The organism is Bradyrhizobium sp. CCBAU 65884, from assembly GCF_028128835.1.
Lineage (GTDB): Bacteria > Pseudomonadota > Alphaproteobacteria > Rhizobiales > Xanthobacteraceae > Bradyrhizobium > Bradyrhizobium ottawaense.
Genome location: NZ_LBJU01000107.1, coordinates 45,612 through 70,289, shown reverse-complemented (window position 1 = coordinate 70,289; position 24,678 = coordinate 45,612). Strand labels below are relative to the sequence as shown.

Here is a 24,678-nt window from a genome sequence, read left to right as displayed (position 1 = left end):
ACTGTGCCCCGGACGCAGCGCAGCGCTCCTTCAGCGATGCGCTGCAGAGCCGGGGCCCACGCTTGCCGCGGAGCTGGTCCCAGCTCTGCGCAGCAGCGTTTCACGCTGCAGCGCGTCCGGGACACGCATCACTCTTTCCCCGCCTTCTTCACCGCCTCCGCCAGGCTCGCTTTCGCCGATCCCGGCTTCAGCGGCTGCTGCTGGCTCGCATGCGGGGCCCAGCCGGAGAGCCAGATGATGTCGAAGGTCGCACGGATGCGGCCGTCGGCATCGGCAAAGCGCTCAGTGTAGATCTCGGCCATCCGCAGCAGCGTCGCGCGCCGGCTCGGTGTTCGCCGCCGCTCGATCAGCACATTGGCAGCGCCCATGCGCCGGAGATCCTGCATCAGCGCGAATGCGTTGGAATAGCGCACCACGACGCGGTCGACGTCGGTCACCGGCAGCGCAAAGCCCGCGCGCTGCAACAGCGCGCCGATGTCGCGCAGGTCAGCAAATGGCGCGACGCGCGGCGAAACGCCGCCCTCGCATTCGGCTTCCGCGGCGGCAAAGGCCTGGCGCAGCTCGGTCAGGCTGTCGCCGCCGATCATCGCCGCGAGCAGCAGGCCGTCGGGCTTGAGCGCGCGGCGGATTTGCGCGAGCACGCCCGGCAGGTCGTTGACGAATTGCAGCGCCAGCGCGGAGACGACGAGATCGAGGCTTTCGGGCGCAAAGGGCAGCGTCTCTGAACCCGCAGCATCGAGCGCGATCCGTTGGAGGGAAGGCAGGCGCGTGCGCAACGCCGCCAGCCCCTCACCAGGCGTCCAGAGATCGACCGCCGCGTGAAACTCCCGCATCACCGCAGCCAACCGGTCGGACATGTCCTCGGCGACGCGATCAAGCAGGAAGGTCACCTCGCCCTGTGTCTGCGCACGCCGCTGCCGCGATTGCAGCAAAGCGCGATCGAACAGAGCGGGCGGGGTTTGCGGGGACTGAACCATGCCGCTGGTTACGCCGATCATGCTGGTTCTGGCAATCGCTCCCGTGTCCCGGACGCGCCGCAGCGCTCTTGCGCTGCTGCGCAGAGCCGGGACCCAGACACCAACACCGGACGATGCCGTGAGATGGGCCCCGGCTCTGCAGCGCACCGCACCGGACGATGCTTCGCATCGCCGGGGGCGCTGCACTGCGTCCGGGGCACGAGAGCGTGGCTTGAGCCCGGAGCCTCAGAACGCTAGCCTTCCCGCATGGACGCCAACGCCGCCCCCACCCGTTCCATCGCCGCCCCCTTCCGGGCGGCGTGGACGGCCGGCCGCCACGCGCTGTCGCGCGCGGCACGGCTCGCGCTCGACATCGCGCTGCCGACGCAGTGCGTGTCCTGCCGCGAACCGGTCGATGGCGAGGGCGTTTGCGCTTCGTGCTGGGCGCGGCTGTCATTCATCGAACGTCCCTACTGCCCGCGGCTCGGCATTCCCTTCGTCTATGATCCCGGCTCCGACATGCTGTCGATGGAGGCGATCGCGAGCCCGCCGGCCTACCAGCGCGCCCGCGCGGCCGTGCGCTATGACGACGTCGCGCGCACGCTGGTGCATGCGTTGAAATACCAGGACCGCACCGATTTGGCGCCCGCCATGGGCCGCTGGATGGCGCGCGCGGGCGGCGAGCTGCTGGCCGGGGCCGACATGCTGGTGCCGGTGCCCCTGCATTGGCGGCGGGCCTGGCGCCGCCGCTACAACCAGTCCGGGGCGCTGGCGCAGATCATCGAACGGCAGAGCGGGGTCAGGGCGAGGGCTGCGGTGCTGCGCCGGGTGCGCGCCACCGAGCAGCAGATCGGCCTGTCGCGGGCCCAGCGCGCCACCAATGTGCAGGGCGCGTTCCAGGTATTCCCCGACCGTCAGGCCGAAATCCAGGGCCGCCGCATTGTCCTGATCGACGACGTCCTGACGTCGGGGGCGACGCTGGATGCCTGCGCCCGGGTCCTGCTCCGGGCCAAAGCCGCCCAGGTCGACGTGCTGGTCTTCGCCCGGGTTGTCGAGAGCGGCCCCCGTCCCATATAATTCAATGACTTCATGACATGAGAGCGCCGGACGCCATGACTGCTGCTGTCGAGATCTACACCAGGCCGGGCTGCGGCTATTGTTCCGCGGCGAGGTCCCTGCTGACCCGCAAGAAGGCGACCTTTACCGAATTCGACGTCGCCAAGAACCCCTCCTGGCGGGACGAGATGTACGACCGCGCCGGCGAAGGCTCGACATTCCCGCAGATCTGGATCGGCGGAACCCATGTTGGCGGCTGCGACGATCTCTACGCCCTCGATCGCGAAGGCAAGCTCGACGGCATGCTGGACAGCGTGAAGGCGGTGTCATGAGCGAGAACCGCACCTTCACGGCCGCCATGGTGCAGATGCGTACCGGCCTGATGCCCGGGCCCAGCCTCGAACAGGCCACGAAGCTGATCCGGCAGGCTGCGGCGGGCGGCGCCGACTACGTGCAGACGCCCGAAGTCAGCAACATGATGCAGCTGAACCGCAAGGCGCTGTTCGAGCATCTGCAGAGCGAGGAGGACGACACTTCGCTGAAGGCCTACCGGGCGCTCGCGGCGGAACTGAAGATCCATCTCCATGTCGGCTCGCTGGCGCTGCGCTTCTCGGCCGAAAAGGCGGTCAACCGCTCCTTCCTGATCGGGCCCGAGGGCAATGTGCTCGCGAGCTACGACAAGATCCACATGTTCGATATCGAGCTGCCGGACGGCGAGAGCTATCGCGAATCCGCCAATTACCAGCCGGGCGAGACCGCGGTGATCTCCGACCTGCCGTGGGGCCGGGTGGGCTTGACGATCTGCTACGATTTGCGCTTTCCCGCGCTTTACCGCGCCCTCGCCGAGAGCGGTGCATACTTCATCACCGTGCCCTCGGCCTTCACCCGCAAGACTGGCGAAGCGCACTGGCACGTGCTGCTGCGCGCGCGCGCGATCGAGACCGGCTGCTTCATCTTCGCAGCTGCCCAGGCAGGCACCCACGAGAACAAGCGCGAGACCTATGGCCATTCGCTGATCATCGATCCCTGGGGCGAGATTCTCGCCGAGGGCGATGTCGAGCCCGGCATCATCATGGCCAGGATCGACCCGGCCAAGGTCGAGACTGCCCGCCGCGCGATTCCCTCGCTCCAGCACGGCCGCCGCTTCGGCGTGTCCGATCCCAAGGCCGGGCCGGATCATTTGCACCTCGTGCGGGGATCGGCATGATCCGCTACGCGCTTCGCTGCGACCGCGACCACGGCTTCGAGAGCTGGTTCCAGAGCTCGTCGGCCTATGATTCGCAGGTCAAGCGCAAGCTCGTGACCTGCCCGATCTGCGGCTCCGCCAAGGTCGACAAGGCGATCATGGCCCCGCGCATCGTCGGCAAGAAGGGCCGTGGGCGCGCGGCGCCGCCGCCGGAACCGGCGGCTGCCCCCACGCCCGAGGCAGCACCATCAGGACCGACCTCGCTGATGCTGGCGCAGGAGAAAGAGCTGCGCACCAAGCTGAAGGAGCTGCGCGATCACATCGTGAAGAACGCCGACAATGTCGGCGAGCGCTTCGCCAATGAAGCCCGCGCGATGCACTATGGCGACAAGGAGCACCGTCCGATCTACGGCGAGGCCTCGCCGGAGGAGGCGAAGTCGCTGATCGATGAGGGCATCGAGGTGTCGCCGCTGCCGACATTGCCGGAAGACCGGAATTAGGCCCCCACCAGCACCGCCACACCGATGATGATCAGCGCGATACCTGCAAGCTCGCGCGGCGCGATCGGCTGCTTGAACGAATAATACGCCACCGCTTGCGCGAACAGCACCTCGATCAGAGCGAGCGTGCGGACATTGGCGGCGGCCGTCAGCGCGAACGCCAGGAACCAGAATTGTGACGCGAAGGCGCCCATGAAGCCGGCCAGCATCGACGGCTTCCACAGGCCGAGGATCGCCTGCAGCACCTTTGGCGCGCGCCAGAGCAGATAGATCGTCAGCACCAGCGTCTGCACGAACAGGCCGAGCACCAGCGTGAACGAGGCCGAGGTCACGAATGTGACGCCGGGCACGTTGATGATCGCGCCGCGAAAGCCAACCGCAGACAGCGCGAACGCGGCAGCCGCAACGAGGCCGGTGATGGTCGGCTTCAATTCGGCAAAACTCTTCTCGCCGCCGGGCCTGAGCGCGGTGATGACGACGCCGACGGTCGCGATCACGATCGCCAGCACCTTCAGCCAAGTCAGGTGATCGCCGAGGAAGACGAAACCGAAGATCGCGGTCTGGATCGCCTCGGTCTTCAGGTACGCCGTCGTCACCACGAAGGAGCGATCGTTCATGGCGAGCAGCATCAGGCCGGTGGCGACGATCTGGCTGAGCGCGCCGAGCAAGAGCCACGGCCAGAACACGGTCGGCGGCATGCCCAGACGATCGCCGGTGGCGACCAGCACCACGCCGAGGAACAGCACCGAAAACGGGAAGCCGAACAGGAAGCGGATATTGGTCGCGCCCCAGGTCCCCAGCGGCTTCGTCAACGACCGCTGCATCGCATTGCGCGCGACTTGGCCGAGCGCAGCAACGAGGGTGAAGGGAATCCAGAGGCTGGCGATGGTGAGCATGGGGTGGGCGGGCATTAGCGGGAAATAACTGCGGCCAACCTGCAAGTTGAGGCCAGCGCGGTCAACCGCACGGACGTCATGGGAGCGATGCTCTCGCCACAAACTCGGTGTCGTCCCTGCGCACGCAGGGACCCATAACCCCAGGGAGCAGTTTTGCGACGACTGCCAGCCCGCGCATCCAACACCGCGCCCCACCGATAGATCACGCGTTCGCAGGGACGACAGCATTTTCTGGGCCGCGTCACACCGTCAAACCAACAGATCACTTGGATCCCGCCACTTGGGATTATCGCGCTCGATCAGCTCGATCTTCCAGTCGCGCTTCCAGCGCTTGAGCTGTTTTTCGCGGGCAATCGCTTCTTCCGCTCGCTCGAAGGATTCGGTGTAGACGAGGCGGTGCACGCCATAGCGCTTGACGAACTCCGAGCCCTTGCCGGCGCGGTGCTGCTCCAGGCGCTTCTGGAGAGAGTTGGTTACGCCGATGTAGAGCGTCCCATGATGGCGGCTGGCGAGGATGTAGACGTAGTACATGCTCGGGGCGCCTGATTGGGCTAACTAGACGGGCCTGTGGTTATGGGTCCCTGCGTTCGCAGGGACGACATCGGCAGAGGAGTCGCAACTCGCATCACACTCACACCATCCCTTCCGCCACCACCATGTAGTTCACGTCCATGTCCGACGAGAGCGTCCATTTGTCAGCGAAGGGGCTGTAGACCACGCCGGTCTGCTCGGTGATGACGAGGCGATTGTCGAGCAGGTATTTTGTCAGCTCGTCGGGGGTGACGAACTTGTTCCATTCGTGGGTGCCGCGCGGCAGCCAGCGCAGGACGTATTCGGCGCCGACGATGGCGAGCGCGAAGCTCTTCCAGTTGCGGTTCAGCGTCGAGACCACCATGAGGCCGTTCGGCTTCAGCATCGCCGCGCAGCGCTTCAGGAAGACGCCGACATCGACGACGTGCTCGACCACTTCCATCGCCAGCACGATATCGAAGCGCTCGCGCGGGTCGATCTCCTCCACCGTGGTACAGCGGTAGTCGATCGCAAGATGGCCCTTGTCGGCGTGCAGCTTGGCCGCGGCGATGTTGCTCTGGGAAGGGTCGACGCCGATGACCTGCGCTCCCAGCCGCGACAGCGGCTCGCACAGCAGGCCGGCGCCGCAGCCGATGTCGAGCACGCGAAGCCCGCCGAGACAGTTGAGGCTGCGCACGTTGCGCTCGAACTTGCGGCAGGCGGCGTCGCGGATGTAGCCGAGCCGCAGCGGGTTGATCCGGTGCAGCGGCGCCATCTTGCCGTTGGGGTCCCACCACTCCGCCGAGAGCTTCGAGAATTTTGCGATCTCGGCGGCGTCGACGGTCGAGCCCGGCTGCGGGCTGGCGGAGAGGGAAGTATTTTGCTGCATGCTCATGGTTACGCGCGGTCCTACCGCGTGGTGATCGAACTACGGAAGGCGAGCGGCGAGGCGATGGTCTTGATCGTCTCGATCCCCTCGCCGACGCCGCGAATCGTCACGTCGCCGTAGTTGAGAATACGTCCAAGGATGGTCTGATCGACATCGACGCTCTCGACCTTGTCGAGCGCCATCTCGAAGGTGCGGCGCTTGATGAAGCCGGTCTTGTGCACGACCCTGAGATTGGTGACGTCGGTCTCGGTGGTGAAGCGGTGGAACCAGCCCTTGAGGGTCCAATACACGGCCGCCAGCGCCGCGACACTTGCGGCTCCCAGGCAAAGCAAAACGAGCCAGTCGACGGCCGCCTGCCGCGACAGGATCAGCAGGCCCAAAGCCACGATCCAGGCCAAAATCGCCGGAAAATAGAAGATCCAATGCGCATTGGTCGAATACAGCACCCGCTCCCCGGGCTGCAGGATTTCGTCAATATAGCGCGCCATAACCTCTGATAACCCATTGCCCGGATTGGCCGCAGCAGGAACCCGCTTGCCCCCGGCCCCGCCCCTCTGTATACGCGCGGTCGGGCCTGCGGCATCGCCTCGCGCGGGTCACCATACTTATCCTTATGAGGGAATGCACGCGTCGTCATGAGCCGCCTCGTGATGAAATTCGGCGGCACATCCGTCGCCAACATCGAACGTATCCGCAACGTCGCACGCCATGTGAAGCGTGAGGTCGACGCCGGCCACGAAGTGGCCGTGGTCGTCTCGGCGATGTCCGGCAAAACCAACGAGCTGGTGGCCTGGTGCACCGAGGCCTCGCCGATGCACGACGCGCGCGAATACGACGCCGTCGTCGCCTCCGGCGAACAGGTGACATCCGGCCTGCTTGCCATCGTGCTTCAGGGCATGGGCATCCAGGCCCGCTCCTGGCAGGGCTGGCAGATCCCGATCAAGACCAGCGACGCCCACGCCTCGGCCCGGATCGAGGACATCGACGGCAGCGAGATCATCAGCCGTTTCAAGGATCGCAAGGAAGTCGCGGTCATCGCCGGCTTCCAGGGCATCGACCCGAAGACCAACCGCATCACCACGCTCGGCCGCGGCGGCTCCGACACCTCGGCCGTGGCGATCGCCGCCGCCGTCAAGGCCGACCGCTGCGACATCTACACCGACGTCGACGGCGTCTACACAACCGACCCGCGAATCGTGCCGAAGGCCAAGAGGCTCGACAAGATCGCATTCGAAGACATGCTGGAACTGGCCTCCCAGGGCGCAAAAGTGCTCCAGGTCCGCTCGGTGGAACTCGGCATGGTCCACAACATGCCGATCTTCGTCCGCTCGAGCTTCGACAAGCCCGAGGATATCGACCCGCATGCCAACCAGCCGCCCGGCACGCTGATCTGCAGCGAGGAGGAGATCATGGAAAGCCACGTCGTCACTGGTATCGCCTTCTCCAAGGACGAGGCCCAGATCTCGGTGCGCCAGATCGAGGACAAGCCGGGCGTTGCGGCCTCGATCTTCGGCCCGCTGGCAGAAGCCAACATCAACGTCGACATGATCGTGCAGAACGTCTCCGAGGACGGCAAGACGACCGACCTCACCTTCACGGTGCCGGCGGCCGACTATACCCGCGCCAAGGACACGATTACCGCCGCCAAGGGCAAGATCGGCTACGCGCGGCTCGATACCGCCACCGACGTCGCCAAGATCTCGGTGATCGGCAGCGGCATGCGCAGCCATGCCGGCGTCGCCGCCCAGGCGTTCTCGGCCCTCGCCGGACGGAATATCAACATCCGGGCCATTACAACCTCCGAGATCAAATTCTCGGTTTTGATCGATACCGCCTATACCGAGCTCGCGGTGCGCACCCTGCACACGCTCTACGGTCTCGATCAGGCCTGAAACGCGACCATCGTCGCGCTTCAGGTTGTTGTTTGAGCATGGTCTTTCCGGAAAACCGTTTCGCACTTTCCGGACCATGCCTGGACTAATTTTCTCTTAGCGGTCGCAGCAAACGCGAAGGTGTACACACCTTCGCGTTTGGCAGGCGTTTTGCTTGGCAAAACAAGCCTCAATTCGCTATACGGCGAACAGGGTGGGCTGCCGCAGACTGTGTCCCAGTTAGGCGGCGCTGATTCGGTGCAAGCGCTAAATCTCCAGTGGATTTTGGGCTTGTGCCGGCGCCGGACAAACAAATTGGTTGTTTTTCTGGAATTTTAGGCCAGCCGCCGGCCGATACGGCCGGGCCGGGCACACGGAGGAGATTGACGGGACATGCGGAGCGCGTCGGGAGGTCCCCGCGTCTTGTTGAGACGGCTCCGCGAAACCATGGCGGAACAGGTCTCGGCCCAGGAGCGGCTGGACAAGATCGTGGTGCTGATCGCCGCCAACATGGTGGCCGAGGTGTGCTCGGTCTATGTGCTGCGCATCGACAACACGCTGGAGCTCTATGCCACCGAAGGCCTCAACCGCGAGGCCGTGCATCACACCGTGCTGAGCGCCCATGAGGGCCTGGTCGGCCTCGTCGCCAGTGAGGCGACGCCGCTCAACCTGAGCGATGCGCAAACCCACCCGGCCTTCTCGTTCCGCCCGGAGACCGGCGAAGAAATCTACCACTCCTTCCTCGGCGTGCCGATCCTGCGGGCCGGCAACACGCTTGGCGTGCTGGTGGTGCAGAACCGCGCCAAGCGCAACTATGTCGAGGAGGAGCTCGAGGCGCTGCAGACCACCGCGATGGTGCTGGCCGAGCTGATCGCCTCGGGCGAGCTGTCCGCGCTGGCCCAGCCGGGGCTGGAGCCGGCCGCGCGCCATTCCGCGCAGAAGGTCGGCGCGATCCTGTCGGAGGGCATCGCGCTCGGCCATGTCGTGCTGCACGAGCCGCGCGTCGTCATCAAGGACTATATCGCCGAGGACCTGCCCAAGGAAATCAAGCGGCTCGACACCGCGCTGGCCAAGCTCCGCGCCGATCTCGACCGCATGCTGGAGCGCGGCGACGTCGCCGAGGGCGGCGAGCATCGCGAGGTGCTGGAAGCCTATCGCATGTTCGCCAACGACCAGGGCTGGTCGCACAAGCTGCACGAGGCGGTCGCCACCGGCCTCACCGCGGAAGCCGCCGTCGAGCGCGTGCAGTCCGACACCCGCGCGCGCATGCTGCGCTCGACCGACCCCTATCTGCGCGACCGGCTGCACGATCTCGAGGATCTCGGCTACCGCCTGATGCGGCAGCTGGTCGGCCAGGACCACGCGCCCTCGCGCGAGCAGCTGCCCGACAACGCCATCGTCATCGCCCGCGCGATGGGCCCGGCGGCGCTGCTCGACTACGACCGCAAGCGCCTGCGCGGCATCGTGCTGGAGGAAGGCACCGCCAACTCCCACGTCTCGATCGTGGCGCGCGCGCTCGGCATCCCCGCGGTCGGTGAGGTGCCGAACGCGCCCGGCATTGCCGATCCCGGCGATGCCATCATCGTCGACGGCACCTCCGGTTCGATCTATGTGCGCCCCTCGCAGGAAGTCGAGGCGGCCTTCGCCGAGCGCGTGCGCTTCCGCGCCCGCCGCCAGGCGCAATATCTGGCGCTGCGCGACCTGCCCTGCGTCACCAGGGACGGCCAGAAGGTCGAGCTGATGATCAACGCGGGCCTTGCCATCGACCTGCCGCATATCGAGGACACCGGCAGCGCCGGCATCGGCCTGTTTCGCACCGAGCTGCAATTCATGGTCGGCCAGAGCCTGCCGCGCACCAGCGACCAGCTGGCGCTGTATCGCACCGTGCTGGATGCGGCCGGCACCAAGCCCGTCACCTTCCGCACCCTCGACATCGGCGGCGACAAGGCGCTGCCCTATATGGAAGCCGTGATCGAGGAAAATCCCGCGCTCGGCTGGCGCGCGATCCGGCTCGGGCTCGATCGTCCCGGCCTGCTGCGCGGCCAGATCCGCGCGCTGCTGCGCGCCGGTGGCGGCCGCGCGCTGCGCATCATGTTCCCGATGATCTCGGAGGTCGCCGAATTCGATTCGGCGAAGGCGCTGGTCGAACGCGAGCTCACTTATCTGCGCCAGCACGGCCACACGCTGCCGGAGCGTATCGACATCGGCACCATGGTCGAGGTCCCCGCTTTGCTCTATCAACTCGACGAGCTCTTGAAGAAGGTCGACTTCATCTCGGTCGGTTCCAACGATCTGTTCCAGTTCCTGTTCGCGGTCGACCGCGGCAATGCCAAGGTCTCCGAGCGCTTCGACACCATGTCGGCGCCGATCCTGCGCGCGCTGCGCGAGATCGCACGCAAGTCGCAGGCGGCGAAGAAGTCGCTCTCGCTCTGCGGCGAGATGGCGTCCAAGCCACTTGGCGCGCTGGCGCTGATTGCGCTGGGCTACCGCTCGCTGTCGCTTTCGGCAACCGCGCTCGGTCCGGTCAAGGCCATGGTCATCGATCTCGATGCAAAGAAGGCCGAAGCCGTGCTCGGTCCGCTCCTCGACGCGCCGGCGGGCAGCGTCTCGATCCGGCAGAAACTGACGGAATTCGCCGAGGCCGAAGGCCTGGCGTTGTAGCGGGCCTGTCGCCGCTCCCTGCCGCCTCGCCTCCTTCCGCCATTTGAGACTGAACCGATGTCGTCACTCCCCGAAGCCAAACTGGACGTGCTCCTTGCACATCATGCCTCTCTCGAGGCCGAATCGTTGGGACAGCTCGCCTCCGAGCGCTACGTGCAGATCACGCGCGAACTCGCCGAGATCACCCCGCTGATCGAAGCGGTGAAGGCATATCGGTCTGCCGTCAAAGAACTCGCCGACACCGAGGCGCTGATCGCCGATCCCGCGACCGATGCCGAGATGCGCGGCATGGCGGAAGCCGAGCGCGACGAGCTCGCGCCGAAAATCGAGGAGCTGGTCCAGAAGATTCGCGTTGCGCTGCTGCCCAAGGACGCCATGGACGACCGCAACGTGGTGCTGGAAATCCGCGCCGGCACCGGCGGCGACGAGGCTTCGCTGTTTGCCGGCGACCTGTTCCGGATGTACGAGCGCTTCGCTGCCTTGCAGGGCTGGAAGGTCGAGGTGATCTCGGCCAGCGAAGGCACCGTCGGCGGCTACAAGGAAATCATCGCGGAGGTGCAGGGCCGCGGCGCGTTCTCCAAGTTGAAGTTTGAATCCGGCGTGCATCGTGTGCAGCGCGTGCCGGACACCGAGACGCAGGGGCGCATCCACACTTCGGCCGCGACGGTGGCCGTGCTGCCGGAGGTCGAGGACGTCGACGTCGACATCAAGAACGACGATTTGCGCATCGAGACCATGCGCGCGCAAGGCGCCGGCGGCCAGCACGTCAACAAGACCGAATCGGCGATCCGCATCACCCACATCCCGACCGGCATCGTGGTGATGATGCAGGACAGCCGCTCGCAGCACAAGAATCGCGCCTCCGCCATGAACATCCTGCGCTCGCGCATCTACGACGCCGAACGCCAGCGCGTCGATGCGGCACGGTCGGCCGAGCGCAAGGAGAAGGTCGGCTCAGGCGGCCGCTCCGAGCGCATCCGCACCTACAATTTTCCGCAAGGCCGCGTCACCGACCACCGCATCAACCTGACGCTCTACAAGCTGCCGCAGGTGATCGCGGGCGAAGCGCTCGGCGAGTTGACCGACGCGCTGACCACCGAACACCAGGCCGCGCAGCTGGCCGCACAAGGCGCGGCAGCCTGATCCCTGCCTCAGCGCACTTTTGCCGGGAACGATCGCAGGATCTTGCCCAATGCGGGTGCAGCGGCGCTCAGCTCGTCCAGGTGAATGCGCGAAAGCGAGCGAAGCTTATGCTCGCCCTTGGCCGTCAGCTTGACCAGGACGCGCCTTGCATCCTCGGGATCGGCCTCCCGGCCGATCAGCTTCAACTTCGCCATGCGGTCCACCAGCTCCACCGCCGTATGGTGCCGGATCAAGAGGAAGCCGGCGATGTCGCCGACGCTGGCGCCGTTGGGGTCGGCCAGTCCCTTGATCGCCAGCAGCGCCTGGTGCTGCTGCGGCGTCAATCCGGCGTTCTGGGCCGCCGCTTCGCTGAAGGCGAGGAAGGTGCGCAGCTGGTAGCGGAATTGGGCGAGCGCGGCGTAGTCGGCCTCGCGCATCGCGCCGCCCCTCGAGGGCGCAGCACGCGCCGTGCGTCCGGTCTTCCGCTTCGAGTCAGCCATTCCGTGCCTTTCGACCTCCGCCCGCCGGTGGAGCGGGCGCTGCCGAGACTAGCAAGGAAGGCGGGGCGGAACCACCGATGGGCCTCGCAGATGCACAAATATAGCGGGCTTTGCAGCCCTCCTATTCGAAGTTGGAGAGCAGGATCTTCACCATGATGACCTGAAACGCGATCGGAATACGAACGCTCTTCCGCCTGATCGAGCGCTGGAGCGCACTGGCGATCTCGGCGCTGGTCAAGGCCCCTTCGGATGCATTCGTGATCAACTCGCCCCACATCTGCGACAGCGAGCCGCCGGGCGGGATCACCGGCTTGATGGTCACGCCGCAGCCCTGCGCCCAGTCGACGATCTCCCGCATGGTGTGAGGACCGCAATTGCGCGTCGTCGCAAGCCGCTCCGCCGTCAGTGCGAGCAGCAGCTCGCGCGAGGGCGACCAGGTCCCCTTCGGCGGCTGCTCGCCGGTGAGCTCGACCGCGAGCTCCTTCAGGACATTCTGGGCCCGCACGCTCAGTCTCTGCATCGGCACCGGCGTGCGCTTGGCCTGAACGGAGCCGATGGCCGGCCCCCGCTGCCCGGCGGACCGGCCGCGCGACTCCGGCATGCGCGAGGCATCGCCGGACTGCGGCGATGCGCGCTGGTCGCTTCCATCCCCGGCAGGCCGCGCCGCCTCCTGCCGCTCCGCCTCTTGCGGCCAGGACCGTCGCTTCCGGGTACCCGCTACTGTCGTCTGCCGCGGCATCTCTCTCGCCGAACCCGCCAATCTCGTACTCACAAAGACTAATATATATCGTGATCCGATATGTTTTCACGCGATAATTTTCGTCGTTCGACCAAAGGCGAAATTGACAGATGGTGCTCACGAGCAATGTTTAGGTCCAGGAGCTACACGCGGATGTGACGTGCCCGGTGCAGGCAGGCCTTTCGAGGCCGGTTGCCGCCGGACAGGTCGTGTTTTGCCTGAAAACAAGAACGATATCCGGAGGAAACGATCATGACCGACCATCTCATTCGCCGTGGCCTCTCGCGCCGCGGCCTGCTCCAGACCACGGCAGGCCTCATCGGCGGCTCGGTGCTGCCTGCGATGCCGGCCTTCGCCGAGGACAAGCCGGCCGTCGGCTCCTATCCCGCGGGCGTTTCGGGCTCCACCGCCTTCATCGGCATCTCCGTGCCGCGCACCGGCACCTATGCCGTGCAGGGCGAGGACGAGCTCAAGGGCTATCAGCTCGCGATCGAGCACATCAACAGCGGTCACGACCTGATCAAGAAGATCTCGCCGAAGACCAGCAAGGGCGTGCTCGGCAAGGAGCTTAAATTCGGCGTCGCGGATTCCGCGGCCAAGCCGAACGAGGCGGTGCAGGCGCAGCAGCGCTTCATCAGCGAGAACAAGGCGATCATGATCACCGGCGGCACGTCGAGCGCCGTTGCGGTCGCGCTGAACAAGCTCGCCCAGCGCGAGAAGGTGATCTTCGTCTGCGGCATCTCCGGCTCGAACGACACCACCGGCAAGGACTGCGTCCGCTACGGCTTCCGCCAGAACTTCTTCGGCCAGACCGCCGCGGCGGCGATCGGCCCCGTCATGGTCAAGGAGTTCGGCAAGGGCAAGAAGGCTGCGTATCTCACGCCTGATTACACCTACGGTCACACCGTCACCAAGTCGATGCAGGACTTCCTTGCGACCGCCGGCTGGACCACCGTCACCAACCAGGTCGCGCCGCTCGGCGCGCCCGACTATTCCTCGTATCTGCTGAACGTCGCGAATTCCGGCGCCGACGTGCTGATCAACGTCAACTGGGGCCACGACGCGGTGCTGTCGACCCAGCAGGCCAAGCAGTTCGGCGTGCTCGACAAGATGAAGCTGGTCGTCCCCTACCAGGTGCCCTTCATCGCGCGCGAGACCGGCGGGCTGATGCAGGGCGTCTACGCCGCGACCGACTATTGGTGGACGCTCGAGGACAAGTTTCCGCTCGCCAAGATGTTCAACGAGGCCTTCGAGAAGAAGTACGGCTACAAGCCGGAATGGGGCGCGGAGAACGCCTATGTCAGCTTCGCGCACTGGGCCCGCATGTGCGAGCAGGCCGGCAGCTTCAACCCGCCCGACGTGATCAAGGCCTATGAGAAGGGCGAGACGCTGCCGTCCCTGGTCGGCGACGTGCATTACCGCCCCGAGGACCATCAGTGCGTCCGCCCCGTGATCATCGTCAAGGGCAAGCAGCAGAAGGACATGAAGACCAAGGAAGACTGGTACGATGTGGTCGAGATCGTGCCCGGCGAAGGCTTGATGCAGAAGCCGGACGCCTTTGGCTGCCATCCCGGCGACTACAGCTGAGCTCGCGCTAACCCCCTGTGACGCCGTAGGTCGCTTCCGGCTCCTGCGGCGTCACCCTTTTTTGCGCACCGCCGGAACGCGCCACAACCGTGACCATTGCATGATTAGTTGGCCCAACCTCGTCTCGCAGCTCTTCAACGGGCTCGCGCTCGGCGCGCTGCTCGCGCTGATCAGCTCCGGCCTGACCATTATCTACGGCACGCTCGGCGTGCTCAACCTCGCGCATGGCGCGATGTTCATGATCGGCGGCTATGCCGGCTTCGTCGCCTACCAGTACACCGAATCGTTCATCCTCGCGGTGATCGCCGGCTCGCTGTTCGTGATGCTGCTGGGCGTTGCGATGGAACGCGTCATCATTCGCCATTTCTATCATCGGCCGCACGAGGACCAGTTGCTCGTGACCTTCGGGCTCGGCATCTGCTTCGTCGAGATCATCCGGCTGATCTTCTCCAGCCAGTCGCAGCTGGTGCCGCCGCCGGCGATATTCCAGGGCATCACCAATCTCGGCTTCATGTTCTATCCGACCTACCGCCTCGCGGTGGTCGGCATCGTCGCGATCGCACTCGGCGCGCTGTTCATCATCCTCTACCGGACCCGTCTCGGCATGATCGTGCGGGCCGGCATTGAGGATTCCGTGATGGTGGATTCGCTCGGCATCAATGTCTACCGGGTCTTCATGGTGGTGTTCGGCATCGGCGCGATGGCCGCCGGCTTTGCCGGCATCGTCAACGCGCCGGTGGTGTCGCTGACGCCGGGCATCGGTGACGACATCCTGGTCCAGACCTTCGTGGTGGTGGTGATCGGCGGCGTCGGCTCGTTTCCAGGCGCGATCCTGGGCGGCCTGATCGCCGGCGAGATCATCAGCGTCACCTCCATGTTCAACCCCGGCTACGCCTATGTGATGCTGTTTGCGGCGATGACGCTCGTGCTCGTGGTGCGACCGCATGGCCTGCTCGGCGTCCAGGGCCGCGAGTAAGTGATCTCCTGATGCTCAAGCAACGCCCCTTCCTGATCGAGACGCTGACGGCCATCGGCCTGATCGTGGCTCCCTTCGTGCTGCCCCATCTCGGCTTCGCGCCCAACACCGTGAACCGGATCCTGGTCTGGGGCCTGTTCGGCCTCGGCTTCGACATCCTGTTCGGCTTCACGGGCCTGTTGTCGTTCGGCCAGTCCGCCTTCTACGGCACCGGCGGCTTCGTCGCCGCCTACCTCCTGACCCGCGCCGGCTTCGGCAACGTGCTGGGCGCGCTGATCATCGGCATGATCGCGGCGGCTGCGACCGGCTATCTGATCGGCCTGATCGCGCTCCGCCGCACCGGCATCTACTTCGCCATGATCACCGTGGCGATCGCAGAGGTGTTCTTCTTTGTCGAGTTCAATCCGCTCTCCGACTTCACCGGCGGCGAGAACGGCCTGCCGGGCGTGCCAACGCCGAGCTTCAATCTCGGCTTCACCACCGTCCACTTCACCAATGGCTGGTCGCTCTACCAGTTCATCGCGCTGTGCTATTTCATCGGCGTCATCATCGCACTCAGGATCGTGCGCTCGCCGGTCGGCGCCATCCTCAGCGCAATCCGCGACAATCCGCTGCGCGCCACCGCGGTCGGCCACAACATCCACGGCTACAAATTGACTGCTTTCGTGATCGCAGCCGCCTACGCCGGTTTCGCCGGCGGCCTGCTCGGCGTGCTCCAGGCCTTCATGCCGCCGGACGCCTTCACTTTCGACACGTCCGGTCAATTGGTGATGCAGACCGCCATTGGCGGCCGAGGCACGCTGTTCGGGCCGCTGGTCGGCGCGACCGTCTGGCTCTTCCTCCAGGATTTCCTCCAGTCCGCGCTGGGCCTGGGCGCCGCCTGGAAGCTGGTGCTCGGCGTCGTGTTCGTGCTGCTGGTCTGCTTCCTGCGCGGCGGCATCATCGGCGGTCTTGCGGACCTTTATCGCCTTCTCTCCGGCAGGCGTAAGCGGAGCGATACGGAGGCCGAGCCTGACACTGAGACGACACTGCACCTTGCGCCCGCGCCGATGCAGGCCAAGGAGGTCGCGCACCCCGCCTATTCCGGGCCGATCCTGAAAGCCACCGGTCTCACCAAGCGCTATGGCGGCCTCGTCGCCAACAGCGACATCGATTTCAGCGTCAATCAAGGCGAGCTGCGCGGCATCATCGGCCCCAACGGCGCCGGCAAGTCGACCTTCTTCAAGATGCTGACCTGCGAGATCGCGCCGACATCGGGCCAGATCGTGTTCGAGGGACGCGACATCACGGGATTGAAGGTCACCGAGGTTTGCCAGCTCGGGCTCACCAAGAGCTACCAGGTCAACCAGCTCTTCACCGGGCTGACGGTGCGGCAGAACCTGACGATCGCCGCGCTCGCCGAGCTGCGCGGCAAGTTCCGCCTCGATCTCTTCCGCAAGCTCTCCAGCGTCAAGGGCCTGGCGGAGCAGGTGGAGCATACGCTCGCTTTGGTCAATCTGACCCGCCGTGCCGACACGCCGGTCGCCGAACTCGCTTATGGCGAGAAGCGCAGGCTCGAGATCGGGCTCGCGCTGGCGACCTCGCCGCGGCTGCTGCTGCTCGACGAGCCGCTCGCGGGCATGAGCCCGCGCGAGCGGGTCGAGACCGTCAAGCTGCTCAAATCGATCGCGCGCGGCCGCGCCATGATCATCATCGACCACGACATGGATTCGCTGTTCGAGCTGGTCGAGCGCGTGACGGTGCTTCAGGAGGGCAAGGTGCTGCTCGACGGCACGCCGGAGGAAATCAGGACCAATGCCGCGGTGCAGGAGGCCTATCTCGGCGGCGTGCACGGGGAGATCGCCGCATGAGCCTGATCGAGGTCAACGGCCTGAACAGCTATTATGGGGATTCCCACATCCTGTTCGACGTCGCCATGCACGTCGAACGTCACGAGGTGGTGGCGCTGCTCGGCCGCAACGGCGCCGGCAAGAGCACGACGCTGAAGAGCCTGATGGGCGTCGTGACGCCGCGCAGCGGCAGCGTGAAGTTCGACGGCATCGATATCGCCGGACGCAGGAGCCACAGGATCGCGCAGGCCGGCATGCAGCTCGTGCACGAGGAGCGCCGTATCTTCGGCAGCCTGTCGGTGGAGGAGAACATCACCCTTGCCGGGATCACCGCGCCGAAACGCTGGCCGCTCGACCGCGTCTACGAGATGTTTCCGCGGCTGAAGGAGCGACGGAGCAACCGCGGCACCGAGCTCTCCGGCGGCGAGCAGCAGATGCTCGCGATCGCGCGGGCGCTGGTGCGCGATCCCAAGATCGTGCTGCTGGACGAGCCGTTCGAGGGGCTCGCGCCCGTCATCGTCCACGATCTCGTCAAGGCCTGCGGCGAGCTGGCGGCGGCCGGCCAGACCATCGTGCTGGTCGAGCAGAATTTGGCGGCGACGCTGGCGCTGGCAAGCCGGATCTACATCGTCAACAACGGCCACATCGTGCACGAGGGTCCGGCGCAGGAGCTCAAGGCGCAGCCGGAGCTGCTGCAGCGCTATCTCGGCGTCTAGCCACCCGCCGATCTCGGCTGTCAGGCTCAGCCGCCAAGCGCCGCGATCATCCGCTTGGCGTGATCGGCGAGCACGGCCATATCTTCCTTGCGCGTCTGCGCCGGCAAGAGATCGACGCCGGCCCTGACAGGCATGACGTGCATGTGCAGGTGAAGCACCACCTGCCCGCTGGCCGGCTCGCTGAACTGCTGGAGGATGATACCCTCCGCGTCAAACGCCTTCATCGCCGCAATCGCGATTCGCTTGGCCGTCCGGGCGACGGCGGCCAGATCGTCCTCCGCGATATCCAGGATGCCGCGCGCCGGCGCCCGCGGAATCACCAGCGTGTGTCCGGGCGCGCGCGGCATGATGTCGAGGAAGGCCAGACTGCGGTCGTCCCTGAAAACCTCGAAGCAGGGAATCTCGCCGCGCAGGATCTTTGCGAAGACGTTCTGATCGTCATAGGCCGTCATGGACCCCTCCACGCTTGCGAGGCGCGATCAAACGCGCTCCTTTCCGTTGACGCAAGCGAGCCGGCCGATCTATCCACGATGGCAGGCAGGATGGCTCCATTGGCGACAAATATCGATCCCGGACATAATGTCGAGAGTGCGCGGCGCGCGCTCGGGGCACGGCTGCAAGCGGCCGGCATCGAGCAGGCGGCCCTCGATGCGCGCCTGCTCGTCGGGGCCGCGTTGGAGCTCGATCTGACCGGTATGGTGACGCAGGCATCGCGACAACTCTCGCCTGAGGAGACCACGCGGCTCGAACGATACGCGCAACGCCGGCTCGCGCATGAGCCGGTCGCCCGCATTCTCGGCGTGCGAGACTTCTGGGGCATGCCGTTGCGGTTGTCGGAGGCGACGCTGGTACCGCGGCCGGACACCGAGACCGTCGTCGAACTGGCGCTCGAGATCTTCTGGGGGCTGTCGATATCGGGGCGGCGCCCGCGAATCGCTGATATCGGCGTCGGATCGGGCGCCATCCTGCTCGCATTGCTGCGGGAGATTCCCGACGCGTTTGGCGTCGGCACCGATGTCAGCCCGACGGCGCTCGATACGGCGCGCGACAATGCGGCCGCCCTCGGCCTCGTTGATCGCGCCGGCTTCGTCGCCTGCTCCTATCTGACGGCGCTGCGCGGGCCATTTGACCTCATCGTCTCGAACCCGCCCTATATTCCCTCCGCCGAAATTCCGAAACTGAGCATCGAGGTGCGCGAGCACGATCCGCATCTGGCGCTCGACGGCGGCAATGACGGATATGACGCCTATCGCGCCCTGATCCCGCAGGCCGCCGAGCGTCTCGCCCCCGGCGGAGCGCTGATCGTCGAGGCCGGACAGGGGCAGGCCCGAAATATTGAAACCTTGATGATAGCTGGCGCGTTAACGGTGGACAGGCCACCCAAGGCCGACCTGGCGGGCATTCTGCGGGCCGTTTCGGCCCGAAAAATGCCCCCATAAAAGCCGGATTGGCTTGCAAAAAGCTCTTGGAATATCCCTTGGGAACGACTACGTTCCGATCAACACATCGGTGCCGGCCCCGTAGACCTACGGGCGAAAGCCGGGCTCTCGGGCGAGAGCTTTACTGATAAAGGTTCCAAGCCGCAGGTCCTGTGAAGCGCGATAGCCATTGGAGCTGCGCTGCTCTCCGACCGCAAAGTGAACGAAAGCCTGATATTGCGCTTGAAGACTTACGCAACACAGCTGGGCTTGTTTCGGCAGGCAAAATGAATGGGTTCGCTGGCGATCAGTGCTGGCGGGTGGGGAACGCGTCCTTGTTTGAACGCGACGGTCGACGAACATCGGCAGGGTTCGATCCGCTCTTGCGCGCGGTGCGCGCGAGCGATGTGAACCGCTGTCCAGGTCACTCCTAGCAATCAAGTAATGCGTGCAACGTTTAGGGCTGGAATTAAAGGCAGGACATGAGAAACGGTCAGAACAAGCAGCGGATGCGCAACCGCAACAATAACAATAACAACAACAACCGGCGCAGCCAGAACCCGATGACCCGGGTCTACGAGTCCAACGGACCCGACATCAAGATCCGCGGCACCGCCTCGCACATCGCTGAAAAGTATCTCCAGCTCGCGCGCGACGCGCGCTCTTCCGGCGACCCCGTTGCAGCCGAGAACTACTACCAGCACGCCGAGCATTATTTCCGTCTGATCGCCGCGGCCCAGGAACAGTTCCGCCAGAATCAGCAGCCGCGCGGCGACGAGCCGATCAGCAGCAACAGCGACGACGGCGACGACGACGGCGAGAATTTCTCGAATTTCGGCCAGGAGCCGGGCTTCGTCCCGCAGCCGCAACAGCAGCAGCCCTTCGCGCGCGACCGCGACGGCCAGCGCGATCATCACCAGCGTGACCATCAGCAGCGCGAAAACCAGCCTTATCAGCGCGATCAGCAGCAACCGCGCGAGCACCGCGAGCGCGACCATCGCCCGCAGCCGCAATATCAGCCCCAGCCGCAACCGCAGAATCAGCCGCAGCCCGTCGTCACCGACACCGGCAGCGTCGATCGCCTGCCCTCCTTCATCACCGGCGCGCAGCCGCAGGTGAATGGCGGCGCGAATGGCGGCCAGGCCGGTTTCGAGGGCGGTGCCGGCGGTGGCGAACGCTTCCCGCGCCGGCGGCGCCGGCCGCATGGCCCGCGCCCCGAGCGCGAAGCAGCTCCGGCCGCGTCCGGCGATGATCTCGCGCCCAGCGAGTAAGTGAGCTTCTTCTAATCGACTGATCTGGAATCGTCCCGGCCTCGCCGGGACGATTTTGTTTTTGACGACCATCGGTCGCGGCAACGCTTGTGACCTAGCCGCGCGTCACCGTCGTCGAGGATGGCACCAGCACGGGCTTCGCGAGCGAGGGAATGAGCCGCGCCCGCTCGCGCTTGGCGGGGATCGCGCGGTAGACCTGCTTGGTCGCCTCCACGATATGGACGCCGGCAAAGGGCAGCGACAGTGCCGCACCGGCGCGCTCCCACATCTGCGCCGATTTCAGCACCCAGCCGCCGGCATAGGGCGGCATGAACAGCGCCTCTCCCCAGGCGGTCGGCGTGAACCAGGTCTGGCGCAGCAGGTCGGTGATCTGCGAGCGCGAATAGGGCCGGCCGTGACCGAACGGCGTGCTGTCGGTGCGGGTCCACACCCCGCGCCGGTTCGGGATCACCGCGATCACGCGCCCGGACGGCGACAGTACCCGCCAGACCTCGCGCAGCAGCGCGGCCGGATCGTCCGACATCTCCAGCGCGTGAACCAGCAGGATGCGGTCGACCGCGGCGTCGGGAAGCGGCAGCGAGAATTCGTCGACCAGAGAGGCCAGCGCCGGCCGTCCCGTCGGCCATTTCAGGACGCCCTGGGCCGCCGGCATGAAGGCGAGGCAGCGCTCGGCGTCTTCGCGGAACAATCCCAGATAGGGGGTGGGATAGCCGAGGCCGAGCACGCGGTGGCCCTCCGCCCTCGGCCAGCGTTCCCTGATGCCGCGATTGATCATTTGCCGCGCCACGATCCCGAGGCGGCGGGAATAGAACTCGCGGAGGTCGACGACGTCGATGGTCATGACGGCAATGTAACATGCGCAAGACCGCCGCCGCGCGCGGAATATTGCATTGCCTGCGCAACGTTAACGCCATATTTGTCTGGCGGGGCTGAGCCCGATGGAGATGACATGGCCGCCGAAATTCGTACTTTCAGCTGTTTAAACGACAATTTCGGCTATCTGATCCACGATGTGGAAACCAAGGCGACGGCATCGATCGACGCGCCCGAGGCCGGCCCCATCCTGGCAGCGCTGGAGCGCGAGGGCTGGCAGCTCACCGACATCCTGATCACCCATCATCACGGCGATCATGTCGGCGGGGTCGCCGAACTCAAGCAGAAATTCAACTGCCGCGTCGTCGCGCCGCACGACAAGACCACGAAAATTGCGGACGTCGATCTGCGTGTTGCCAATGCCGACGTGATCAAGATCGGCAATTTGCTGGCGCGCGTCCTGGAGACGCCCGGCCACACGCTCGACCACATCTCCTACGTGTTCGACACCGAGAAGACGGTGTTCGCCGCCGACACGCTGTTCTCGATCGGCTGCGGCCGGGTATTCGAGGGCACCTATCCGATGATGTGGGATTCGCTTCTGAAGCTGCGTGCCCTGCCCGACGACTTCAAGCTCTATTGCGGCCACGAATACACGGCCTCCAACGTCAAGTTCGCGCTCACCGTCGATCCCGACAATGCGGCGCTCCAGGCGCGCGCGGCGGAGGTGACGAGGCTCCGGGCCGAGAACAAGCCGACCATTCCCACGCTGCTTGGCGACGAGAAGCGGGCCAACGTGTTCCTGCGCGCCGATGAGCCACAGGTCGCTGCAAGGCTGCACATGAAGGGCGCGGATGCCGCCGCAGTCTTCGGCGAGCTGCGCGAGCGCAAAAACAAGTCCTGAAGTACAAGTCCTGCAGAAGAAAGTCCTGACTGGATCGATGCCGACTGCAGCCGAGATCATCGCGCGCCTCGAACTCCGTCCGCATCCCGAGGGCGGCCACTATCGCGAGACGTTTCGCGACCAGACCACGGACGCCAACGGGCGTTCGCGCTCGACCCTGATCTACTTCCTGCTGGCACGCGGCGAGCGTTCGCACTGGCATCGCGTCGACGCGGTCGAGACATGGCACTATTACGCCGGCAGTCCCTTGATGCTGCGCATCGCCCACGACGGCTGCTCGCAGCACCAGGTGCGGCTCGGCACTGACCTTGCGAATGGAGACCGGCCGCAGGCGATCGTGCCGGCACAGGCCTGGCAATCGGCGGAGACGACGGGCGAGTGGACGCTGGTCGGCTGCACCGTGGCCCCGGCATTCGAATTCGCAGGCTTCGAGCTCGCACCACAGGGCTGGGAGCCGTAGTCCCGCACCGTCATTCCGGATTCGCCCGGAATGACGATCACCGCTTCCGTAGCACCATATCCTTCGCGGCAATCAAACCGCCGCCGGCAATCAGGATCGCAGCAATCGCGATGTTGGCGCTGGCCTTGGCGAAACCGGCGGCGATGAGGAAGCCGGTCGAGAGCAGCGGCGTCGCGTAGGAGGCAGCGCCGAGCACGCGGATGTCACCGCGCTTCATGCCGATGTCCCAGGCGTAGAACGCGGCACCGACGGGACCGATGCCGAGCGCGATCACCGAGAGCCATTGCAGCGTGGTCTCCGGCCAGACGGTGGTCTCGAGCAGGCCATGCATCAGCGCGGCAAGCAGGGCAGTGGCCAGACAGAATCCGGCGACCGCATCGGTCGGAACGGCCTTGAGCCGGCGCGACAGCACCGAATAGGCCGCCCAGACGAACGCGGCGATGAAGGCCGCAGCCAATCCCGGCACCTGCCCCGCCAAGAAGCCGGAGGTGTTGCCGGCGAACAGCAGCACGGTGCCGACAAGGCCGAGCATCGCGCCGACGATGTGATGGAGGGCGAGCCGCTCGCCCGGCAGGAAGGACGAGAACAGCACGATCAGCAGCGGCCACAGATAATTCAGCAGGCCGGCTTCGGCCGGCGGCGCAAAGCGCAGCGCGAGAAAATACAGCGCGTGATAGCCGAACAGGCCGCCGACGCCGACAGCCCAGACGACCAGCGGCTGACGCAGGCTCTTCGCCGCCTCGCCGCGGCCGATCCAGGTGAGCAGGCCGACCAGGCCGCCGATCGCGAAGGTCATCGCGGCGAGCTGGAACGCCGGGATCGTTCCGGTCGCCACCGTCATCACCGACAGCAGCGACCACATCAGGATCGCGGTCAATCCGATCAGCGTGGCTGTGCGCGGGGTCATTGACGAAGGCTCTGAGGACAACGATGCCCGGCACGAGGCCGGGCATTGTCGTCTTCACTAACGCCTTGTCGCGCCTGAAGCTACAGGCTTTTGACCTGAAGGCTTGGCGCCATATCAGGCCTGATACTGGCCGCCATTGATGGTCATCGTCGAGCCCGTGATGAAACCGGCTTCGTCGGCCGCCAGGAACACGACCGCCCGCGCGATCTCCTCGGGCTCGCCGAGCCGGCTGACCGGGATCTGCGGGATCACGTTCTTCTCCAGGACGTCCTTCGGCACCGCCTGCACCATTTCGGTGTTGATGTAGCCGGGGCAGATCGCATTGACGGTGATGCCGCCCTTGGCATTCTCCAGCGCGAGCGCCTTGGTGAAGCCGATGTCGCCGGCCTTCGCCGCGGAATAATTGACCTGACCGAACTGCCCCTTCTGGCCGTTGATCGACGAGATCGAGATGATGCGGCCGAACTTGCGCGAACGCATGCCCTCGATGACCTGGCGCGTCATGTTGAAGAGCGAGCCGAGATTGGTGTTGATGACCGCGTTCCACTGCTCCAGCGTCATCTTGTGGAAGGCGGTGTCGCGAGTGATGCCGGCATTGTTGACGAGCACCTCGATCGGTCCGAGTTCGGCCTCGACCTTCTTCACGCCCTCGGCGCAGGCATCGAAACTGCTGACGTCCCATTTGTAGACGGCGATGCCGGTCTCGGCCTTGAACTTCTCCGCCGCCGTATCGTTGCCGGCATAGCTCGCCGCAACCTTGTATCCCGCCGCCTTCAGTGCCTTGCTGATCGCAGCACCGATGCCCCGCGTACCACCCGTGACCAATGCAACACGTGCCATGTCGTATTCCTTCCCTTGGACTCTTCGGACGTTTCTGAAGCGATTGTTTTTTAACGTTGGATTATGCGGTT

At 65.5% G+C, this 24,678-nt stretch carries 26 protein-coding genes; 15 read left to right on the top strand and 11 right to left on the bottom strand.

Annotated elements, in window-relative coordinates:
* Positions 1-128: 128 nt before the first annotated feature.
* Entirely contained in the window at positions 129-998 is an 870-nt protein-coding gene (locus tag XI03_RS12620) for a methyltransferase domain-containing protein (protein WP_028141891.1), read from the bottom strand.
* A gap of 225 nt (positions 999-1,223) precedes the next feature.
* On the opposite strand from XI03_RS12620, the gene XI03_RS12615 reads away from it, so the two are divergent.
* From XI03_RS12615 to XI03_RS12600, 4 genes are read left to right on the top strand one after another with little or no spacing between them, the layout of a single operon-like run.
* Entirely contained in the window at positions 1,224-2,033 is an 810-nt protein-coding gene (locus XI03_RS12615) for a ComF family protein (RefSeq protein ID WP_271592310.1), read from the top strand.
* A 35-nt stretch (positions 2,034-2,068) separates the two neighbouring features.
* A complete protein-coding gene (gene grxC / locus XI03_RS12610) occupies positions 2,069-2,344 on the top strand; it encodes a glutaredoxin 3 (protein ID WP_028141893.1) in 276 nt (91 codons plus the stop codon).
* Entirely contained in the window at positions 2,341-3,219 is an 879-nt protein-coding gene (locus tag XI03_RS12605) for a carbon-nitrogen hydrolase family protein (RefSeq protein ID WP_028141894.1), read from the top strand. The genes grxC and XI03_RS12605 overlap by 4 nt, the downstream gene beginning before the upstream one ends.
* Positions 3,216-3,698: a DUF1178 family protein gene (locus tag XI03_RS12600; protein ID WP_028141895.1), complete on the top strand. Its 483-nt coding sequence runs from the start codon at positions 3,216-3,218 to the stop codon at positions 3,696-3,698. The genes XI03_RS12605 and XI03_RS12600 overlap by 4 nt, the downstream gene beginning before the upstream one ends.
* On the opposite strand, the gene XI03_RS12595 is transcribed toward XI03_RS12600, so the two are convergent.
* The 4 genes from XI03_RS12595 to XI03_RS12580 form a co-directional block, all read right to left on the bottom strand.
* The gene (locus XI03_RS12595) at positions 3,695-4,594 is read right to left on the bottom strand and encodes an EamA family transporter (RefSeq protein WP_271592319.1); all 900 of its coding nucleotides are present in this window, start codon (positions 4,592-4,594) and stop codon (positions 3,695-3,697) included. The two genes, XI03_RS12600 and XI03_RS12595, sit on opposite strands and share 4 nt — an antisense overlap.
* 249 nt (positions 4,595-4,843) lie before the next feature.
* The gene (locus XI03_RS12590) at positions 4,844-5,125 is read right to left on the bottom strand and encodes a GIY-YIG nuclease family protein (protein WP_038950275.1); all 282 of its coding nucleotides are present in this window, start codon (positions 5,123-5,125) and stop codon (positions 4,844-4,846) included.
* A 100-nt stretch (positions 5,126-5,225) separates the two neighbouring features.
* Positions 5,226-5,999, bottom strand: coding sequence for a bifunctional 2-polyprenyl-6-hydroxyphenol methylase/3-demethylubiquinol 3-O-methyltransferase UbiG (gene ubiG, locus XI03_RS12585; RefSeq protein ID WP_161966326.1), 774 nt, complete (start codon positions 5,997-5,999; stop codon positions 5,226-5,228).
* A gap of 14 nt (positions 6,000-6,013) precedes the next feature.
* Positions 6,014-6,481 (bottom strand): PH domain-containing protein, encoded by a 468-nt coding sequence (locus XI03_RS12580; RefSeq protein WP_038950272.1) that lies wholly within the window; start codon positions 6,479-6,481, stop codon positions 6,014-6,016.
* A gap of 147 nt (positions 6,482-6,628) precedes the next feature.
* Here XI03_RS12580 and XI03_RS12575 point away from each other — a divergent pair, with 147 nt between their 5' ends.
* From XI03_RS12575 to prfA, 3 genes are all read left to right on the top strand, one after another.
* On the top strand, positions 6,629-7,885 hold the full coding sequence (locus tag XI03_RS12575; RefSeq protein WP_038950271.1) for an aspartate kinase: 1,257 nt from the start codon (positions 6,629-6,631) through the stop codon (positions 7,883-7,885).
* A 372-nt stretch (positions 7,886-8,257) separates the two neighbouring features.
* Complete coding sequence (ptsP, locus tag XI03_RS12570) at positions 8,258-10,525, top strand: phosphoenolpyruvate--protein phosphotransferase (protein WP_038950269.1); 2,268 nt, start codon at positions 8,258-8,260, stop codon at positions 10,523-10,525.
* Between the two features lie 57 nt (positions 10,526-10,582).
* The gene (gene prfA, locus XI03_RS12565) at positions 10,583-11,668 is read left to right on the top strand and encodes a peptide chain release factor 1 (protein WP_271592309.1); all 1,086 of its coding nucleotides are present in this window, start codon (positions 10,583-10,585) and stop codon (positions 11,666-11,668) included.
* Between the two features lie 8 nt (positions 11,669-11,676).
* Here the strand turns inward: prfA and XI03_RS12560 are convergent, their stop codons facing one another.
* Together XI03_RS12560 and XI03_RS12555 are read right to left on the bottom strand one after the other, a co-directional pair.
* Positions 11,677-12,147 carry a MarR family winged helix-turn-helix transcriptional regulator gene (locus tag XI03_RS12560; protein ID WP_271592308.1) on the bottom strand — a complete coding sequence of 157 codons (471 nt, stop codon included), beginning with the start codon at positions 12,145-12,147 and terminating at the stop codon, positions 11,677-11,679.
* Between the two features lie 121 nt (positions 12,148-12,268).
* Positions 12,269-12,886 (bottom strand): hypothetical protein, encoded by a 618-nt coding sequence (locus XI03_RS12555; RefSeq protein ID WP_271592307.1) that lies wholly within the window; start codon positions 12,884-12,886, stop codon positions 12,269-12,271.
* Between the two features lie 252 nt (positions 12,887-13,138).
* On the opposite strand from XI03_RS12555, the gene XI03_RS12550 reads away from it, so the two are divergent.
* From XI03_RS12550 to XI03_RS12535, 4 genes are all read left to right on the top strand, one after another.
* Positions 13,139-14,473, top strand: a complete 1,335-nt coding sequence (locus XI03_RS12550) for a substrate-binding protein (protein ID WP_038950268.1) — start codon at positions 13,139-13,141, stop codon at positions 14,471-14,473.
* A 100-nt stretch (positions 14,474-14,573) separates the two neighbouring features.
* Positions 14,574-15,449: a branched-chain amino acid ABC transporter permease gene (locus XI03_RS12545; RefSeq protein ID WP_026202378.1), complete on the top strand. Its 876-nt coding sequence runs from the start codon at positions 14,574-14,576 to the stop codon at positions 15,447-15,449.
* 11 nt (positions 15,450-15,460) lie between these two features.
* The gene (locus XI03_RS12540) at positions 15,461-17,299 is read left to right on the top strand and encodes a branched-chain amino acid ABC transporter ATP-binding protein/permease (protein ID WP_271592306.1); all 1,839 of its coding nucleotides are present in this window, start codon (positions 15,461-15,463) and stop codon (positions 17,297-17,299) included.
* Positions 17,296-17,994, top strand: a complete 699-nt coding sequence (locus tag XI03_RS12535; RefSeq protein WP_271592305.1) for an ABC transporter ATP-binding protein — start codon at positions 17,296-17,298, stop codon at positions 17,992-17,994. Before XI03_RS12540 ends, XI03_RS12535 begins: the two co-directional genes overlap by 4 nt.
* A 26-nt stretch (positions 17,995-18,020) precedes the next feature.
* Here the strand turns inward: XI03_RS12535 and XI03_RS12530 are convergent, their stop codons facing one another.
* Entirely contained in the window at positions 18,021-18,446 is a 426-nt protein-coding gene (locus tag XI03_RS12530) for an HIT family protein (RefSeq protein WP_038950266.1), read from the bottom strand.
* 90 nt (positions 18,447-18,536) lie between these two features.
* Here XI03_RS12530 and prmC point away from each other — a divergent pair, with 90 nt between their 5' ends.
* Positions 18,537-19,433: a peptide chain release factor N(5)-glutamine methyltransferase gene (gene prmC, locus XI03_RS12525; protein ID WP_271592304.1), complete on the top strand. Its 897-nt coding sequence runs from the start codon at positions 18,537-18,539 to the stop codon at positions 19,431-19,433.
* A gap of 461 nt (positions 19,434-19,894) precedes the next feature.
* Positions 19,895-20,683 (top strand): DUF4167 domain-containing protein, encoded by a 789-nt coding sequence (locus XI03_RS12520; RefSeq protein ID WP_038972811.1) that lies wholly within the window; start codon positions 19,895-19,897, stop codon positions 20,681-20,683.
* Between the two features lie 94 nt (positions 20,684-20,777).
* On the opposite strand, the gene XI03_RS12515 is transcribed toward XI03_RS12520, so the two are convergent.
* On the bottom strand, positions 20,778-21,524 hold the full coding sequence (locus XI03_RS12515) for a methyltransferase domain-containing protein (protein ID WP_028141910.1): 747 nt from the start codon (positions 21,522-21,524) through the stop codon (positions 20,778-20,780).
* A 108-nt stretch (positions 21,525-21,632) separates the two neighbouring features.
* Between XI03_RS12515 and gloB the strand changes: the two genes are divergently transcribed.
* Together gloB and XI03_RS12505 are read left to right on the top strand one after the other, a co-directional pair.
* The gene (gloB, locus tag XI03_RS12510; protein ID WP_271592303.1) at positions 21,633-22,400 is read left to right on the top strand and encodes a hydroxyacylglutathione hydrolase; all 768 of its coding nucleotides are present in this window, start codon (positions 21,633-21,635) and stop codon (positions 22,398-22,400) included.
* Between the two features lie 37 nt (positions 22,401-22,437).
* Positions 22,438-22,860 (top strand): cupin domain-containing protein, encoded by a 423-nt coding sequence (locus XI03_RS12505; RefSeq protein WP_018320528.1) that lies wholly within the window; start codon positions 22,438-22,440, stop codon positions 22,858-22,860.
* A gap of 37 nt (positions 22,861-22,897) precedes the next feature.
* Here XI03_RS12505 and yddG read toward each other — a convergent pair whose 3' ends face one another.
* Together yddG and phbB are read right to left on the bottom strand one after the other, a co-directional pair.
* Positions 22,898-23,767: an aromatic amino acid exporter YddG gene (gene yddG / locus XI03_RS12500; protein ID WP_271592302.1), complete on the bottom strand. Its 870-nt coding sequence runs from the start codon at positions 23,765-23,767 to the stop codon at positions 22,898-22,900.
* Positions 23,768-23,881: 114 nt separating this feature from the next.
* Positions 23,882-24,607, bottom strand: a complete 726-nt coding sequence (phbB, locus tag XI03_RS12495; protein WP_028141913.1) for an acetoacetyl-CoA reductase — start codon at positions 24,605-24,607, stop codon at positions 23,882-23,884.
* Positions 24,608-24,678: the final 71 nt, after the last annotated feature.

What these genes read in the sequence shown, in the direction of transcription:
- XI03_RS12620 (WP_028141891.1), bottom strand. Translation starts at nt 998, where the DNA reads ATGATCGGCGTAACCAGCGGCATGGTTCAGTCCCCGCAAACCCCGCCC.
- XI03_RS12615 (WP_271592310.1), top strand. Translation starts at nt 1,224, where the DNA reads ATGGACGCCAACGCCGCCCCCACCCGTTCCATCGCCGCCCCCTTCCGG.
- grxC (WP_028141893.1), top strand. Translation starts at nt 2,069, where the DNA reads ATGACTGCTGCTGTCGAGATCTACACCAGGCCGGGCTGCGGCTATTGT.
- XI03_RS12605 (WP_028141894.1), top strand. Translation starts at nt 2,341, where the DNA reads ATGAGCGAGAACCGCACCTTCACGGCCGCCATGGTGCAGATGCGTACC.
- XI03_RS12600 (WP_028141895.1), top strand. Translation starts at nt 3,216, where the DNA reads ATGATCCGCTACGCGCTTCGCTGCGACCGCGACCACGGCTTCGAGAGC.
- XI03_RS12595 (WP_271592319.1), bottom strand. Translation starts at nt 4,594, where the DNA reads ATGCTCACCATCGCCAGCCTCTGGATTCCCTTCACCCTCGTTGCTGCG.
- XI03_RS12590 (WP_038950275.1), bottom strand. Translation starts at nt 5,125, where the DNA reads ATGTACTACGTCTACATCCTCGCCAGCCGCCATCATGGGACGCTCTAC.
- ubiG (WP_161966326.1), bottom strand. Translation starts at nt 5,999, where the DNA reads ATGAGCATGCAGCAAAATACTTCCCTCTCCGCCAGCCCGCAGCCGGGC.
- XI03_RS12580 (WP_038950272.1), bottom strand. Translation starts at nt 6,481, where the DNA reads ATGGCGCGCTATATTGACGAAATCCTGCAGCCCGGGGAGCGGGTGCTG.
- XI03_RS12575 (WP_038950271.1), top strand. Translation starts at nt 6,629, where the DNA reads ATGAGCCGCCTCGTGATGAAATTCGGCGGCACATCCGTCGCCAACATC.
- ptsP (WP_038950269.1), top strand. Translation starts at nt 8,258, where the DNA reads ATGCGGAGCGCGTCGGGAGGTCCCCGCGTCTTGTTGAGACGGCTCCGC.
- prfA (WP_271592309.1), top strand. Translation starts at nt 10,583, where the DNA reads ATGTCGTCACTCCCCGAAGCCAAACTGGACGTGCTCCTTGCACATCAT.
- XI03_RS12560 (WP_271592308.1), bottom strand. Translation starts at nt 12,147, where the DNA reads ATGGCTGACTCGAAGCGGAAGACCGGACGCACGGCGCGTGCTGCGCCC.
- XI03_RS12555 (WP_271592307.1), bottom strand. Translation starts at nt 12,886, where the DNA reads ATGCCGCGGCAGACGACAGTAGCGGGTACCCGGAAGCGACGGTCCTGG.
- XI03_RS12550 (WP_038950268.1), top strand. Translation starts at nt 13,139, where the DNA reads ATGACCGACCATCTCATTCGCCGTGGCCTCTCGCGCCGCGGCCTGCTC.
- XI03_RS12545 (WP_026202378.1), top strand. Translation starts at nt 14,574, where the DNA reads ATGATTAGTTGGCCCAACCTCGTCTCGCAGCTCTTCAACGGGCTCGCG.
- XI03_RS12540 (WP_271592306.1), top strand. Translation starts at nt 15,461, where the DNA reads ATGCTCAAGCAACGCCCCTTCCTGATCGAGACGCTGACGGCCATCGGC.
- XI03_RS12535 (WP_271592305.1), top strand. Translation starts at nt 17,296, where the DNA reads ATGAGCCTGATCGAGGTCAACGGCCTGAACAGCTATTATGGGGATTCC.
- XI03_RS12530 (WP_038950266.1), bottom strand. Translation starts at nt 18,446, where the DNA reads ATGACGGCCTATGACGATCAGAACGTCTTCGCAAAGATCCTGCGCGGC.
- prmC (WP_271592304.1), top strand. Translation starts at nt 18,537, where the DNA reads ATGGCTCCATTGGCGACAAATATCGATCCCGGACATAATGTCGAGAGT.
- XI03_RS12520 (WP_038972811.1), top strand. Translation starts at nt 19,895, where the DNA reads ATGAGAAACGGTCAGAACAAGCAGCGGATGCGCAACCGCAACAATAAC.
- XI03_RS12515 (WP_028141910.1), bottom strand. Translation starts at nt 21,524, where the DNA reads ATGACCATCGACGTCGTCGACCTCCGCGAGTTCTATTCCCGCCGCCTC.
- gloB (WP_271592303.1), top strand. Translation starts at nt 21,633, where the DNA reads ATGGCCGCCGAAATTCGTACTTTCAGCTGTTTAAACGACAATTTCGGC.
- XI03_RS12505 (WP_018320528.1), top strand. Translation starts at nt 22,438, where the DNA reads ATGCCGACTGCAGCCGAGATCATCGCGCGCCTCGAACTCCGTCCGCAT.
- yddG (WP_271592302.1), bottom strand. Translation starts at nt 23,767, where the DNA reads ATGACCCCGCGCACAGCCACGCTGATCGGATTGACCGCGATCCTGATG.
- phbB (WP_028141913.1), bottom strand. Translation starts at nt 24,607, where the DNA reads ATGGCACGTGTTGCATTGGTCACGGGTGGTACGCGGGGCATCGGTGCT.